The following is a 15581-nucleotide window of genomic DNA, read 5'->3' on the forward strand; positions in this document are numbered from 1 at the left end:
TTATTTAGATATAATCCAATATTTTATTAGGAATTCTTATATTTGAAAAGATTATTTAGCTTAATTTTAACACTGTTTTTTACACTTCATTTATTTGCTTCACACGTTGAATTAACCCAAAAAGAGAAAAAATGGCTTGCAAAGCACCCTGTAATCACATTGGGTACAGAAACAACATGGGCACCATTTGTTATAAATAATGGCAACTCCATTAATGGATTTGATGTTGATATATTAAGCTTAGTTAATAAAAATACTGGCGCAAACTTTCAATTAAAAGTTGGTACATGGAAAGATATGGTACAAAAAGCTATCAATAAAGAGATTGATGGCTTAAGTACAAGTGCTGTACATGAAGAGAGAGCCAAATTTTTCAACTTTTCAAATAGTTATACTTCTACAAAAAAATATTTTATTACACTAAATAATAATCCTAAAAATATCAATTCTATTGATGATTTACTTGGTAAAAAAATTGGATATTTAGAAAATAATTTATTTGATAAAAAACTTATTTCCCAATACAAAGAGTCGATTTTAGTTCCCTTAAAAACATTGGATGAGATACTGCATAATCTTATAACTGGAAAAATTGATGCTACGATTGGCAATCATGAGATTTTTTATTTAGCACAAAAAGAGAGGTTACCCTATCTTAAAATTGTGGATAAAGTACAAAACAGTACTTTAAACTTAGTATTTTCCATAAGAAAAGATTATCCTGAAGCAATTTCTATTTTAAATAAAGGCTTAGCTTTTATACCTGAAGATACAAAAAGCTATATAAGTAAAAAGTGGTTTGCAACACCACAAAATATCCCAGATGAAAACCATCTAAATTTAACAAAAGAAGAAAGAGAGTATTTAAAAAATAAAAAAGTCCTTCATGTTGCAAACTTAAAAACATTTCCACCTTTTAACTTCAATGAAAATGATATTCCAAAAGGGTATAGCATAGATTATATGAAGTTGGTAGGCAAATATTTAAATATAGAGATTAATTTTATCACTAATAAATCTTGGAATGAGTTTTTGATAATGTTAAAAGATAAAAATATAGATTTAATTCCACATGTTGCAATTACTAATGAAAGAAAAAAATACTTAGATTTTACAAACTTTAACCATATTGAATTTTCAACTGGAGTTGCAGTAGATAAAAATAGTAATTTCAAGTCAATGAATGACTTGAAAGATAAAATAATAGCAGTAACAAAAAAATCATTTGTAGAGACATATTTAAAAGATAATTTCCCAGAACAAAAACTACTATTCTCTTCATCTACTGCAAATGCAGTTGAAGATGTATCTATGGGACAAGCAGATGCTGCAATAGGAAGTCTTCCTGCTTTACAATATTATATTCAAAAAGATTGGTTAAGTAATGTAAAGACAATAACTTTAAATGATCTTGGATTAGAGAAAAAAACTGCTCTTCCTATGGCTGTATCAAAAGATAATTTATTATTAAAATCCATATTAGAAAAAGTAAATGATGTGATACCTCACAATGAAAAAGTAAAGCTAAAACATAAATGGATGAACCTTTCAGATTTAAATTATAGTTTAAATAATGAAGAAATTAAATATTTAAAAAAGAAAAAGATAATAAAAATGTGTGTTCTTCCAGACTGGTTACCTTTTGAACAAATTGACAATAATGGAAACCATAATGGAATAGGGGCAGATTTAATAAATATAATTTCTACATATATTGATACTCCTATTAAACTTGTCCAAACTAAAGAGTGGTCACAATCTTTACAAAATATTAGAGATAGAAAATGTGATATTCTTCCTGTTGCGATGGATCTTGCAAGCCGTAGAGATAGTATGAACTTTACAAATCCTTATCTAGCTGAGCCATTTGTTATTGCCACAAAATTAGATAAATTATTTATTAAAGACTCAAAAGAACTTAGTAACAAAAAAGTTGGGATTGTAAAAAGTTATGCTTTTAAAGATGTATTAAAACAGAGAAATCCCTTAATTGAAATTGTAGATGTTAAAAATGCAAAAGAGGGACTAGAAAGAGTTAGTAGTGGGGAGTTATTTGGCTATATAGATATTATGCCAGCTATTGGTTATGGTATACAAAAGTACTCTATGTTTGATTTGAAAATTGCAGGAAAGTTAGAATTTGATATTAAATTGAGTATTGCATCAAGAAATGATGAACCCCTATTAAATAATATTATGCAAAAAGCTTTAGATGAGATAAGTGAAGAACAAAAAAGAACAATTATAAATAAATGGATAGAGATAAAGGTTGCCCAAGAAGTCAATTATACACTGCTTTGGCAGACAAGTTTAGTTTTTGCGATTATAGTTTTAATTATTTTATATAAAAATAGAACAGTACATTTACTTAACAAAGATCTTACAAAAGCAAAAAATGAGATAGAAGAACAGCAACATATGGTTAATAAATATGTATTAATTCTTACAACTGATACAAATGGAATAATTACAAAAGCAAATGAACCATATTGTAAAACTGTTGGTTATACAAAAGAAGAACTACTTGGTAAAAAACATACCCACATGCGACATCCTGACCTTGATGATGATTTTTTTGTTAATTTATGGGAAACTATTTCAAAAGATAAGATATGGTCTGGAGAAATTAAAAACTTAAGAAAAGATGGTGAAACCATTTGGCTTAATATGTATATTGAACCAATAATTAAAGAAAATAAAAAAATTGGATATAGAGCAATATCAGAAGATATTACAGATAAAAAAAGAATCGAAGAACTCTCAATAACTGATAAATTGACAGGCTTATATAATAGAATGAAACTTGATGAAACAATGTTAATAAAAGTAGAAGAGTTTAAAAGATATAAAACACAATTTTCAATTATATTATTAGATATTGATGATTTTAAAAAGGTAAATGACACCTATGGTCATGATGTTGGTGATTATGTATTAAAAGAAATTGCAAAAGCTTTAAAAATCAATCTTAGAATTACAGATATTATTGCAAGATGGGGTGGAGAAGAGTTTCTTATTATTTGTGAAAATACAAGTTTAAACGATGCTAAAATTGTTGCTGAAAATATAAGAAAACTTGTAGAAGATATAAAGTTTGAAATTGTAGGAAGAGAAACAATTAGTTTAGGTGTAGTAGAGTTTAATAACACTGATACAATTAATACGATTTTCAAAAGAGCAGATGAGGCTTTATATGAAGCAAAAAAAACTGGAAAGAATAAAGTAATTGCGATTAAATAGATTAAAATAAATTGTAAGTTAGTTTTTCTAATATCTTTTGTAAGTTTTTTTGTTCATCTATTGTAAGTACATCAAATAGTCTCTTTCTATGTTCTACTATGTCAGTTAGACATTTTTCTACAAGTTTTTCACCTTTTTTCTCCAAATATACTAATGTACTTCGTTTATCTTTTTCGGAAGGTTTTCTTGTAATATAAGCACTGTTTTCTAGTTTTTTTAGAATTTTTGTCATGCCACCTGATGAGAAAACTGTAGCTGCATATAAATCTGTTGGTGAAAGAACTTTACCATTAAAATATAAAGCAGTTAAAACATCTATATCAGAATGTATTAAATCATAGGTTACTTTTAAATAACTCTCTGTTTCATTAAATATATTTCTATATATAAGCATTATTGGGAGTGTAAATCCAAATTGATTGTATTCTTGTATTGTTACGATATTTTCAAAAAAATTGTCTATGTGCTTTTTTTCCATAAGCGAAGTTTAGCGAAAGTTTTATTAAAGAACTATATCTTTCTAGAAAGACAAATTTAAGTTACTCTATGTTATCTTTCTAGCAAGATAAAAGGAGTGAAATTGAAAAAATTGTGTTTTATTTTCTTAATACCAATTTTTATGTGGAGTCAAAACTTAAATGAGCTAGTTGAACTTTCATTAAAAAATAGATTGGTTGATTCTTATAATTATGAATTAGAGTCATTAAAAAATGAGTTTGAAAGTGTGAAAAGTGGATATCTACCAAAAGTTGATGTTGGGGCAAGTTATTCTCAAACAAATAAAGAAACAGCAAATGTTGCAAATGAAGGGTCAACCACCTATGCAACGGCAAGTTTTATTTTATATGATGGTGGGAAAAGAAGTGATACTTTCAAAAGCTATGATTCAAATATTAAAAGTACAGAAGAAGCTATTCAAGCCAATAAAAATAAGATTGCTTTAAATGTAGTGAACTACTATTTTAGTTATTTATCTCTTCTTTCAAGCAAAGAAGCAAAAGAAAAAGAGATAGAACAATTAAATGCCCAATATAATAGATTAAAAAAATATTTAGATGTTGGAACTACAACTGAAGATGAATTAGAAAAAATAATCTATAGAGTTGAAAGTGCAAATGTAAGTTTGCATGAAATAGAGTTACAATTACAAACAATAGTGCACAATCTTAATTATATTACTGGCGTTGATGTAAGCATTGAAAGTGGTTCTTTATTAAATGAGTTTTCACAATTGCCAACTGAATTAACTAGAGCAGATATTAAGTCTTTAGAATATGATTTAGATACACTTTTAAATAATGCAAATATAGAAAAAAGTGGCTATCTTCCTACAATAAATTTAAAAAATACATATACAAAATATGATATGAATTATAAAAATTCAAGTTATGATTCTACTTTAGATGATCAAAATATTGCATCTATAAATTTGACTTGGAATATATTTTCGTTTGGAGAAACAAAAAACAGATATGAATCTCAATATAAAAAATATTTAAGTCTAAAATCAAAATATATGTATGAAAAAAATAAAGCAAATGTTGATTTACAACTTGCAATAAAAGCATATGATATAGCAAAACTAAAAGTAAAATCTGCACAATCAGGTTTAGCAGCTGCAAATAGTGCCTATAAAGTTGTTAAATCAAAATTTGAGAATGGATTAATTGATAATATTGCTTATTTAGAATCATTAACTGAAAAATACAATGCAATAAGTGTTTTAAAAACAGCCCAATATGACATAGAAATCAAAAAAGCTAATGTAATTTACAATAGTGGAAATAATTTAAAGGAATATATTAAATGATAAATCAAAAAATATTGTTATTTATAACAGCAGTAATTATAGTTTTTACAGGATGTAATGATAGTAAAACAAGCACTCCTACAACAAATGTATCAAAAGAGAAACCTGCTTTACCAGTAAAAGTTTTTATTGTAAAAAAAGAGAATACTTCTATATCTAAATCTTATCCTGGATTAATTACACCTTTTGAGGAAGCAGGTGTAACAGCAAGGGTTAAAGGTATATTAGAAAAAAAACATTTTAAAGAGGGTAGTTTAGTTAAAAAAGGTGATTTACTTTATACAATAGAAAAAGATACTTATAAAGCAAGTTTAGATCAAGCAGAAGCTAATTTTAATAAAGCAAATAAGGATTATGTTAGAGCAAATGCACTTTTAAAAAGTAAAGCTATTAGTGTACAAGATTATGATACTTACGAATATACCTATGAAGATGCCAAAGCAAAATTAACTGAAGCAAAGATTCAATATAGCTATACAAAAGTACTTTCTCCTATAAAAGGAATAGCAGGAGTTAAGCATAATGATATAGGTGACTTAGTAGGCACTGATTCAACAAATACTTTACTTGTAACTATTACTTCAATTGATCCTATACATGTTGAGTTTTCTTTAGCTAAAGATGATATTAGCCTATTTCTTTCACAAATAAGAGAAGGGAAAGCAACTGTTACACTTGTGAATAATGATAAAAAATATGAAAATGGTATTATTGATTATATCTCTCCTAAACTTGACTCTCAAACTGATACTTTACCCTTACGTGCAAAGTTTGAGAATAAAAATCAAGAACTTTTAGTAGGAGAATTTGTACAAATAGAATTGGGTAATTTAAATATTCCAGATGTATTTATTATTCCTGAGGAGGCATTATTAAAAACTGTAAAAGGAAACTTTGTTTATGTAGTAAAAGATAATCAAGCTAAAATAATACCAATTGAAATAGGTCAATTATTATCACAAGGCGTAGTTATAAAAAGTGGATTAAGTACAAATGATAATATAATCATAAGCAATATTGCAAAAGTAAGACCTGATACAAAAGTACAAATAATAAATGAGACAAAATAATGTTTTCATCATTTTTTATTAAAAATCCTGTATTTTCAGCAGTCGTATCTATAATTATTGTATTAGCTGGAATAATCTCAATGATTAATTTACCTATTGAACAATATCCAAGGGTCGTTCCTCCTCAGATTATTGTTTCTACAAATTATCCAGGAGCTAGTGCCGAAACTATTTCAAAAACAGTTGCAGCACCTATTGAAGAACAAATTAATGGTGCTAATAATATGCTTTACATGAACTCTGTAGCTGCTGATAATGGAAGTGTAAGTATTAATGTATTTTTCCAAGTTGGTACAGACCCTAGTGATGCAAAGATTGATGTTAATAATAGAGTGCAAGCGGCTCTTTCAAAACTACCTGAGCAAGTACAAAGACAAGGTATAAATGTACGCGAGCGTTCACCTAGTATGCTACAAGTTTTTATGCTTTATTCTCCAACAAATAGTCGAGATATTACATATCTATCTAATTATACTTTGATTAATATTGTTGATGATATTAAGCGTATAAGAGGAGTAGGTGATGCAACAATATTTGGGGCAAAAGATTATGCAATTCGTATTTGGATTGATCCTTTAAAACTCTCAAATCAAAATCTAACTACATCAGATGTTATTGATGCAATTAAAGAACAAAATGCTCAATATGCAGCAGGAAAATTTGCAGCTGAGCCAATTAAAAATAAACAGATGTTTACATATACTTTGCAAACACCTAAACGATTAACTAATCCAAAAGAGTTTGGAGAGATAATTATACGTTCCAATATGGATGGAAGTGCTTTACATTTAAAAGATGTAGCTACTGTTGAGTTAGGTTCTCAAAGCTATAATATGACTACACAATTAAATAACAAACCAGCTATTCCCGTTGGAATATTTTTACAAAGTGGTGCTAATGCATTAGATACAGCACGTGCTGTTGAAAAGGTTTTAGAAGAGGCAAGTAAAAAGTTTCCAGAAGGTGTCGCTTACAGTATTCCTTATGATAGTACTGCCTTTGTTGAAATTTCAATTAAAGAGGTTGCTAAAACATTTATTGAAGCAATTATCTTAGTTATTGCAATTATTTTTCTATTTTTACAAAACTGGAGAGCAACACTTATTCCAATATTAGCAGTACCTGTTTCAATTATAGGTGCTTTTGCTGGGATGTATGTTCTTGGATTTAGCATTAATTTACTTACCCTTTTTGGTTTAGTTCTTGCCATTGGAATTGTTGTTGATGATGCTATTATTGTGATTGAAAATGTTGAGAGGCATATGAGTGAAGGAATGAGCCCAACAGAGGCTTCTTACACTGCAATGAAAGAGGTTTCAAGTGCATTGATTGCAATTATATTAGTACTTTCGGCCGTATTTATTCCAGTTGCATTTATGGGTGGATTAAGTGGAGAAATGTATCGACAGTTTGCTATTACGATTGTTGTATCAATAGTGATATCAGGATTTGTTGCTTTAACTCTTACACCATCTTTATGTGCAACTATGTTAAAAGCTGAACACACTAAACCTCAAGGATTTTTCAAATGGTTTAATAATTTATTTGATAAAGCAACAAGTGGTTATTCTTTTTTAGTGAAAAAAACTATTCGTTACTCACTTATAAGTATTTTACTATTTGGTGGATTGATTTATATTTCATATGATATGTTCGATAGTATGAAAAAGGGTTTAGTACCACAAGAGGATCAAGGTACAATTTTCTTATTTAGTTACAACCCTCCAGGATCTTCATTACATAGAACTGAGAAGTTAACAACAGAAATTAATAATACAGTTTTAAAAGATAATAACGTAAAAGATGTGATTACCTTAACAGGACTTGATTTAGTTACTTTTGGACAAAGAACTCACGCAGCTGCAACTATTGTTAAATTAAAAGATTGGGATGAGAGAAAAAGACCTGAACAACATGCCTCAGTAATTAATAAAAAATTTAATGGTCAACTTATGGGGACAACAACAGATGGATTTACATTTGGTGTACTTCCTCCTCCAATTATGGGTATGAGTTTATCTGGTGGATTTGAAATGTATGTACAAGATAGAAGTGGTGGAACAGTGCAGGATTTAAATAAATATGTTTCACAAATTATTCAAAAAGCAAATGCAAGACCTGAGTTACAAGGTGTAAGAAGCTCACTTAATGTGAATATTCCTCAATATAAAATAGATGTAAACACACAAAAAGCAAAAGCAAAAGGTGTGAAAATATCAGAAATATTTTCAACTCTTAGTTCAACTTTAGGAAGTTATTATGTAAATGATTTTAATTTATATGGGCGTACATATAAAGTCAATCTTCAAGCAAAAGGTGAATTTAGAAAAGGTATTGATGATTTAAAGTTTATTTTTGTTAGAGGAGCCAATAATGAACTTATTCCAATTAGTTCTTTAGTAAGTGTTATTCCCACTGTTGGAGCAGATTTGATAGAAAGGTTTAACCTCTTTCAAGCAGCAAAAGTTTCAGGACAACCCGCACTTGGATATAGCTCAGGAGATGCACTTAGAATAATTGAAGAAGTATCAAAAGAAGTATTACCACAAGGATATACTATTAGTTGGATTGGTACAGCTTTTCAAGAGAAACAGATTTCAAGTAGTAGTGCACAAGCATTTATTTTTGGAATTGTTTTACTATTTTTAATTTTAGCAGCACAATATGGAAAATGGTTAATGCCTATTTCAGTTGTTTTAGCAGTGCCATTTGCCATTTTTGGAGCAATTTTAGCTACTCTTCTAAGAGGTTTAGAAAATGATATTTATTTTCAAGTGGGACTTCTAGTACTGGCTGGACTTGCTGCAAAGAATGCAATCTTGATTGTAGAATTTGCATTACAAAAACAAAAAGAGGGAATGAATTTAGTCGATTCAGCTCTTGAAGCTGCAAAAATAAGACTAAGACCAATCATAATGACATCATTGGCATTTACTTTAGGAGTTATTCCTTTAGCTATTAGTAGTGGAGCAGGAGCAGCAAGTAGGCACTCTATAGGAACAGGTGTAATTGGGGGGATGTTATCGGCAACATTTTTAGCAATTATATTTATACCACTTTTTTATATTTTAGTTTCTAAGTTAAGTAAAGCAAAAAAATAAAGATGTCTTCTTTAATTAATAAAAATAAAAAGAGAAAGTGCATAGCACTTTCTTGTAAAAAAATACTTTTAGAAGAAAGAATAAATAAACTAACAATTGCACAACTTGCAAAAGAAGCAAATATTGGAAAAGGTACTATTTACGAGTATTTTGAAAATAAAGAAGATATAGTCTTAGAATTAAATACTCTTTTATATGAAAATTATAGAGAGAATATTTATGAAAAAATAGAAAAAGAAAAAGATTATAGAGAAAAAATCAAACTCTTTTTAACCTTGATTTATGAAGATAAATTCAATTGTCATCGTAAAATATTTAAAAAATTTATAGGAATAACTTATTCTTCTGAAAACAACTCAATTATAGAATTTCAGAGAAATTGGTATAAAGAAAACTTTGAGTATTTAAAAGTTTTAATAAAAGAGTCAAGTGAGAATAAAAGATTAATTAATAATGATATAAATGTAGATGAATTAGTTGATTCAATAATAAATACAATGTTAGGTTTTTTTCTTTTATCTTTTTTTACAAAATCTATTAGTGAAACACAACATGATATAAAAAAATATATAAATAGTATATATAAAAAGTAATAGAGAAGTTGAGAGAGAAGTTCTCTCTCAATAAGAAGTTAACTATTCTGCTACAGCTACTTCTACAGGAGTTGATTCCCAAATACCATGTTTTGTACAGTATCCATGAGCAACTAAGTTTAATTTTTTACTAGTTGGAATAATAGTAAAAGTTGTAGTATTGTGTGCTTTTACATTTCCTAATGTTCCTGGAACATAACTAGCTTTTGCTAATTGAGTATCACCGTTAAATAGTGTAACTGATTCAATAAAGTGATCAAAATCATCTGGATGAGTATATTCATTACCCATTTTAACAGTTACTTCAAACGGCTCACCTGCTTTTGCATTATCGCTACAGTGGATAAATGGTGAGTGTCTATCAATTAAGTCTTTCTTAGCTTCTCTTTCAACAGTATCTATATCAACATATTTGTTAATCTTTGGCATATTTCAATCTCCTATAAATTTGTGTATTGCATTATACAGTATGTTTATTAAATTTTAAAGGATAAATTTTATCCTAAGCTTTAATTTAAGATAAATATCAGAAAATCAAGTCTATTTATGATAAAATCCGCGCTATGAACAAAGAAGATTATTTTATAAAACAATTTAAAAACAATCATAAAAATGTTATTGGTGATGATGGAGCAGTTATTGGTTCTCATGTCTATAGTATGGATGCTTTTTTTGAAAATATTCATTTTAAACGTGAATGGATGAGTCTAAAACAAATAGCAAGAAAAGCTATGATTGCAAATATATCTGATGCAATTGTTATGAATGCTATTCCAAAATATGCACTTTTAAGTGTTGCAATTCCAAAAAGTTTTTCAAATGAAGATTTAAAAGAGTTAGCAAAAGGGTTTAAAAGTGTTGCTAAAAAATTTGGAATCAAAATAATTGGAGGAGATACAATATCAAATAATAAACTTGATATTTCCATAACAATTATTTCAAAGACAAAAAAACCAATTTATAGAAAAGGTCTAAAAAAAGATGATTTACTTTGTTATAGTGGTGAGTTAGGAACTTGTAAGAAAGACTTAGACTCTTTATTAAATGGAAAGAAAGTATCTAAAAAATCAAAGTTCATAAAGCCAAAATTAAAGCCAAAATTCTTTTATGAAATTGCACCTTATATTAATTGCGCTCTTGATATATCAGATGGACTCTTTTTTGAGCTTGAAAGATTGTCTAAAATAAATAGTTTAGGTTTTAATTTTTTTGATAAAATTAGTAAAGAAGTAGGATGTTCAGGAGAAGAGTATGAAGTTTTATTCTCTTTTTCACAAAAAAACAAAGAGATAATCTCTAAGATTGCAACAAAACACGAAGTAAAACTAAACATCTTTGCAAAAGCAGTTGATGGAACATATAAATGTGATTGTCAAAATCATCATTTTAAATAAGGGAAAATATTGGAAGATAATACACAGTTAAATAAACATAATTTGCAATACTATTTAAATCACTCAAAAATAGATGTACTTTTTAAACAAAATAAAGATGATTTCGTAGTAACTGAAATTCCTTTATATGAATTTACAGGTGAGGGTGAGCATATAGTTGTAAAACTTAGAAAAAAAGATTTATCTACATGGGATGCATTACAAATTATTGCTGATAGTATTGGATGTAAGCTTAGAGATATAGGATATGCTGGTTTGAAAGATAAAAATGCAATGACAATCCAGCATATATCTATTCCAAAACAATTTGAAGAAAAGATAAATAGCTTCACCCATGAAAATATAAAATTTTTAGAAACTATAAATCACAACAATAAAATTAGGATTGGACATCTAAAAGGTAATAAGTTTTTTATTAGATTAAAAAGAGTTAGTTTAATGGATGCAAAAAAAATAGAACAGACCTTAGGAAAAATTGCAACATTTGGTATTCCAAATTATTTTGGTGTTCAAAGATTCGGTGCATATGGGGATAATCATGAAAAAGGTCAACAAATAGTTGAAGGAACTTTAAAAGAGAAAAGAAGAAATCTAAAACAGATGTTTTTAAATGCTTATCAAAGTTATCTTTTTAATTCATGGCTTTCAAAAAGAGTTGAGATATCAAAACTAATAGATGCCTTTGAGCCAAAAGAGATTTGCGATAAAGTTGGACTTCCACAAGATATTGTTAAGCAAATGAAAGCTCAAGCTCATCCCTTTAAGATGCTTCCTGGGGAACTTATGAGTCACTATCCTTTTGGAAAGATATTTATAGCAGAAGAACTTGAAGTTGAGAGTGATAAATTCTATAAAAAAGATAGAGTGCCAACTGGTTTATTACCAGGAAAAAGAGTTAAGATTAGTGAAGGTTTAGCTTTTGAGATAGAAAAAGAGTTTGATAAAAAAACTTTTGAAGATGGTGCTAGAAGATTTGCTTGGGTTTTTCCAGATGAAATTGAATCAAATTATAAAGAAGATAAAAATTGGTTTGAAGTTTCATTTACTTTACCAAAAGGTTCATATGCCACACAAGTTATCTCTGAAATAATCCATTAATAACATATTTTATTCTTATCTCTTTAAGCTTAGCTTTGATAAACTTTAAATAATAATAAAATAAAAGGCTTACTATGAATTATGAAGAGATAGTAGCAGAACTAGATCAAGTGACAAAAAGTTCTGAAAAGGTGGCTGTAAAAGTTTTTGAGAAACTAGAATCAGCTTTATCATTTACTAAAGACAAAGAGTCTTCTGATTTAATCCTTGAAGTCATGAATATGATTCAAGAAGAAGATATATTTAGACAAAAAATTGAGAGGGTTATTAATAGTATTTGCGAAGCTCAAGATATAGATGTAACACAATTTAACATAGCCCCAACTGCAAAGCACATTTCAGGTGATAACTACGACGAAATGTCACAAGAAGATATCGATAATATGTTTGCTGCTAATAATAAATAGAAAGTTTAAACTCTCTATTTATTTTTACAAACTACCTTTTTTACTTCATTTAATACATTAAATATTTTCATTGTTTCATCATCAGCTTCTTTAGCTTTTTGAGCTAAAGTACTATTTGATTCATTATTTGCATTTGCATCTATCAAGGCTTGCAGTTTTGAAGTTAAAACTTGACTTAAACTTTTTAAGTTCTCTATTAAGTCATCAGCTTGACCTGGGTATTTACCTTCAAAATCATTTATAAAAGTAGTTAATGATTTTGAGTTAGAAGTAGCCCATTTCTCTTTAGTTCCTAATTTAGCAAAGATATCATCTTTTTGTTCAAGGATATGTACTTTTACTTTAGCAGTATTATAAACTAAATCCACATCAGCAACTTGTTCTCTTGAATCTTGAAGGAAACTAGCATTTGAAGCAGCTGTTACAAGTGAGTTTGACATTTCAGCAATTACTGTTGACATTTTAGAAATATCTTCCGCTACACTTGCATTTTGTTGTGTTGCTTGGTCTAAAGTAGTAATTGCATCATTTATTTGAGTGATTCCACCCTCTTGTTCTTTTGAAGCAGTTGAAACACTTTCAATCATCTCTATTGTATTTGAGATATTTTGATTTAGTTCGTTATATCCTTCAATCATTTTTGCTGATACTTCTTTACCACTTCTAGCTTTTGCAGTTGCTGTTTCAACTATACCTTTAATCTCTTTTGCAGCTTCAGCACTTCTTGAAGCTAGATTTCTTACTTCTTGTGCAACAACAGCAAATCCTTTTCCAGCTTCACCAGCAGTTGCAGCTTCAACAGCAGCATTAAGAGAAAGAATATTTGTTTGGAAAGCTATTTGATCAATTACTTCAATGGCCTCATTGATTGAACTAACTTGTTTATTGATATCTTCCATTGAATCAGCAGTTTGACTTGCAAGATTTTGACCACTTTTTGCAGAGGCAGTAACATTGTGTGCAAGCTGAGTCATTTTAACTGTAGCTTCTGTTGTTCCTTTGATATTACCTGTTATTTGTTCTAAAGCAGCTGCTGTCTCTTCTAAAGAGGCAGCTTGTTTATTTGAAGATAAAGATAACTCATTTGCTGCAGATGATAGTGTTTGAGTATTTTGTTTTAATGAATCACCCGTATTCATAATCATTGCTAAGATTTCAGAAGTATTATTACCCACTAGTTTTATACTAGCCGTAAGTGAACCTAAATCACCATATATACCCTTATCATCAATAACAAAATCAAATTTTGATTCAGAATAGTGTTCTAATGATTGATTGATTCTTTCTAAAGTATCTCTTGTATGAGAAATCATTGTATTAAGTTTAGTTTTTAAGTTCTCAACATGAGGATTTGAAGCTTGCGCTTTTACATCATATACAAAGAAACCATTTCCAGTTTTTTCTAATACATCATTTGCCTCTTCAATAACTTTTTCATCTTGTACTAAACCAGCTTTTACTTTGTCCATATAAGCATTAAACAGTTCAGCAACTTCTGCAATTTCATCTTTTGATTGAACAGTTAATCTTATATTTGTATCATTTGATTCAATCAAGTTTGTAAAACCTGCTTTTAATGAATTAATTGGTTTTGTAGCACCTCTTACTATAAAGAAGATAATTGCCATAGTTAAAAGACCTAATATAAGTGATGTAGTTGAAATACTAACAACTAAATCAACTAATCTTTCATCTGATTCTTTTAACGAGAAAGTTAAATCCATAACACCAATAACATCACCAACTTGCTGATTAGCATGACACATCAAACAGTCTTGCTCTGCAATCATTGGTTTTATCATTCTAATTTGATGACTTCCATTTTCATTTATTTCAAGAATCTGAGGAGCTTTTGTTTCAAAAGATTTTAAAATGTCTGAGTCTTCTGTAAATTTTGACTCTGGTGAGTACATTTCAATTAAGGGCTTACTTTTTGCAACTATTAGGTTTTTTACACCTTTTATGTTTTGAGCATCTTCTTCTGCTTTTTGAATAGTTGCGACATCTCCTGTTGACATTGCATTTCTAAGACTTTGGAACATTGCAGTATTAAGCATTTCCAAATTCTCTTTTGTTATTGCAATTGAATCACTTTTTACTTTTGTAGTACTAAAATAAACTACGGATACACTACTAATTGTCATTAAAATCACTAGTGCAAACATAATTTTATTATTAATCTTTTTAGTTATAAAATCAAACATAAACTAACCTTAATCTTTAAGTTAGGATATTATATAATTAAAACTATTTATAAACGATAAAAAAACAGAAAGAATTTAAAAAATAATGATAGTTGGCATAAAAGGTAAAATTGAGAAAAAAGAACCAACCTTACTACATATAGATGTAAACGGATTAGTTTATGAAGTATTCGTATCGGTTAACTGTAGTTCTAAAATCACAGAAAATAATATTTCACTCTTTACTACATATATAATAAGAGAAGATTCACAAGCTTTATATGGTTTTTTAGATATAAATGAAAAAAAACTATTTGATACGGTTATAAAAATAAATGGTGTAGGTCCTAAAGTTGCCTTAGCAATTTGTTCTACCTTTACTCCTAGTTCTTTTTCTCAAATAGTAAGTTCAAATGATATCTCTATGCTAAAAAGAGTTCCTGGTATTGGTCCAAAAGGGGCAAGTAGGATTTTAGTAGAGTTATCTGGCTTTGTTATTGATGGAAATGGGGAAGAGGATTCTGTAGGTACAAATATGATGGAGGCTTCTATGGCCTTAGAGTCTTTAGGGTTTAAAAAAGATATTATAACTAAGGCATTAAATAGTTGTAGTGCTACAAATACAAGTGATTTGGTAAAAGAAGCACTTAAAAAATTACAAAAATAGATTAAAAGGTTAATAAAG

At 28.4% G+C, this 15581-nt stretch carries 12 protein-coding genes; 9 read left to right on the forward strand and 3 right to left on the reverse strand.

The features are described from left to right. Positions 1–42: 42 nt before the first annotated feature. Complete coding sequence (locus tag Q0617_RS14345; protein ID WP_298754256.1) at positions 43–3240, forward strand: transporter substrate-binding domain-containing protein; 3198 nt, start codon at positions 43–45, stop codon at positions 3238–3240. Position 3241: 1 nt separating this feature from the next. Here the strand turns inward: Q0617_RS14345 and Q0617_RS14350 are convergent, their stop codons facing one another. Beyond that, positions 3242–3718: a MarR family transcriptional regulator gene (locus tag Q0617_RS14350; RefSeq protein ID WP_298754258.1), complete on the reverse strand. Its 477-nt coding sequence runs from the start codon at positions 3716–3718 to the stop codon at positions 3242–3244. Between the two features lie 96 nt (positions 3719–3814). Here Q0617_RS14350 and Q0617_RS14355 point away from each other — a divergent pair, with 96 nt between their 5' ends. The 4 genes from Q0617_RS14355 to Q0617_RS14370 are packed head-to-tail and all read left to right on the forward strand — an operon-like array spanning position 3815 to position 9814. Then, entirely contained in the window at positions 3815–5050 is a 1236-nt protein-coding gene (locus tag Q0617_RS14355; protein WP_298754260.1) for a TolC family protein, read from the forward strand. Further along, positions 5047–6120 carry an efflux RND transporter periplasmic adaptor subunit gene (locus Q0617_RS14360; protein WP_298754262.1) on the forward strand — a complete coding sequence of 358 codons (1074 nt, stop codon included), beginning with the start codon at positions 5047–5049 and terminating at the stop codon, positions 6118–6120. The genes Q0617_RS14355 and Q0617_RS14360 overlap by 4 nt, the downstream gene beginning before the upstream one ends. Beyond that, positions 6120–9221 carry a multidrug efflux RND transporter permease subunit gene (locus tag Q0617_RS14365; RefSeq protein ID WP_298754265.1) on the forward strand — a complete coding sequence of 1034 codons (3102 nt, stop codon included), beginning with the start codon at positions 6120–6122 and terminating at the stop codon, positions 9219–9221. Before Q0617_RS14360 ends, Q0617_RS14365 begins: the two co-directional genes overlap by 1 nt. Positions 9222–9223: 2 nt before the next feature. Further along, positions 9224–9814: a TetR/AcrR family transcriptional regulator gene (locus tag Q0617_RS14370; RefSeq protein ID WP_298754267.1), complete on the forward strand. Its 591-nt coding sequence runs from the start codon at positions 9224–9226 to the stop codon at positions 9812–9814. A 42-nt stretch (positions 9815–9856) separates the two neighbouring features. On the opposite strand, the gene Q0617_RS14375 is transcribed toward Q0617_RS14370, so the two are convergent. After that, positions 9857–10243: a class II SORL domain-containing protein gene (locus Q0617_RS14375; RefSeq protein WP_298754269.1), complete on the reverse strand. Its 387-nt coding sequence runs from the start codon at positions 10241–10243 to the stop codon at positions 9857–9859. A gap of 134 nt (positions 10244–10377) precedes the next feature. Between Q0617_RS14375 and Q0617_RS14380 the strand changes: the two genes are divergently transcribed. The 3 genes from Q0617_RS14380 (at position 10378) to Q0617_RS14390 (ending at position 12713) form a co-directional block, all read left to right on the forward strand. Then, positions 10378–11208, forward strand: coding sequence for a thiamine-phosphate kinase (locus Q0617_RS14380; protein WP_298754271.1), 831 nt, complete (start codon positions 10378–10380; stop codon positions 11206–11208). A 9-nt stretch (positions 11209–11217) separates the two neighbouring features. Then, the gene (truD, locus tag Q0617_RS14385) at positions 11218–12306 is read left to right on the forward strand and encodes a tRNA pseudouridine(13) synthase TruD (protein ID WP_298754274.1); all 1089 of its coding nucleotides are present in this window, start codon (positions 11218–11220) and stop codon (positions 12304–12306) included. A 74-nt stretch (positions 12307–12380) separates the two neighbouring features. Next, on the forward strand, positions 12381–12713 hold the full coding sequence (locus Q0617_RS14390) for a hypothetical protein (protein ID WP_298754276.1): 333 nt from the start codon (positions 12381–12383) through the stop codon (positions 12711–12713). Positions 12714–12727: 14 nt separating this feature from the next. On the opposite strand, the gene Q0617_RS14395 is transcribed toward Q0617_RS14390, so the two are convergent. Continuing rightward, a complete protein-coding gene (locus Q0617_RS14395; protein WP_298754278.1) occupies positions 12728–14917 on the reverse strand; it encodes a methyl-accepting chemotaxis protein in 2190 nt (729 codons plus the stop codon). 85 nt (positions 14918–15002) lie between these two features. Here Q0617_RS14395 and ruvA point away from each other — a divergent pair, with 85 nt between their 5' ends. Continuing rightward, positions 15003–15563: a Holliday junction branch migration protein RuvA gene (gene ruvA / locus Q0617_RS14400; RefSeq protein ID WP_298754280.1), complete on the forward strand. Its 561-nt coding sequence runs from the start codon at positions 15003–15005 to the stop codon at positions 15561–15563. The last annotated feature ends 18 nt before the right edge of the window (positions 15564–15581 follow it).

This window comes from uncultured Arcobacter sp. (genome assembly GCF_937982575.1).
Lineage (GTDB): Bacteria > Campylobacterota > Campylobacteria > Campylobacterales > Arcobacteraceae > Arcobacter.

Excerpts from the sequence above, each read along its gene's own strand:
- Q0617_RS14350 (WP_298754258.1), bottom strand. The coding sequence starts at position 3,718 with ATGGAAAAAAAGCACATAGACAATTTTTTTGAAAATATCGTAACAATA.
- Q0617_RS14360 (WP_298754262.1), top strand. The coding sequence starts at position 5,047 with ATGATAAATCAAAAAATATTGTTATTTATAACAGCAGTAATTATAGTT.
- Q0617_RS14365 (WP_298754265.1), top strand. The coding sequence starts at position 6,120 with ATGTTTTCATCATTTTTTATTAAAAATCCTGTATTTTCAGCAGTCGTA.
- Q0617_RS14370 (WP_298754267.1), top strand. The coding sequence starts at position 9,224 with ATGTCTTCTTTAATTAATAAAAATAAAAAGAGAAAGTGCATAGCACTT.
- Q0617_RS14375 (WP_298754269.1), bottom strand. The coding sequence starts at position 10,243 with ATGCCAAAGATTAACAAATATGTTGATATAGATACTGTTGAAAGAGAA.
- Q0617_RS14380 (WP_298754271.1), top strand. The coding sequence starts at position 10,378 with ATGAACAAAGAAGATTATTTTATAAAACAATTTAAAAACAATCATAAA.
- Q0617_RS14390 (WP_298754276.1), top strand. The coding sequence starts at position 12,381 with ATGAATTATGAAGAGATAGTAGCAGAACTAGATCAAGTGACAAAAAGT.
- Q0617_RS14395 (WP_298754278.1), bottom strand. The coding sequence starts at position 14,917 with ATGTTTGATTTTATAACTAAAAAGATTAATAATAAAATTATGTTTGCA.
- ruvA (WP_298754280.1), top strand. The coding sequence starts at position 15,003 with ATGATAGTTGGCATAAAAGGTAAAATTGAGAAAAAAGAACCAACCTTA.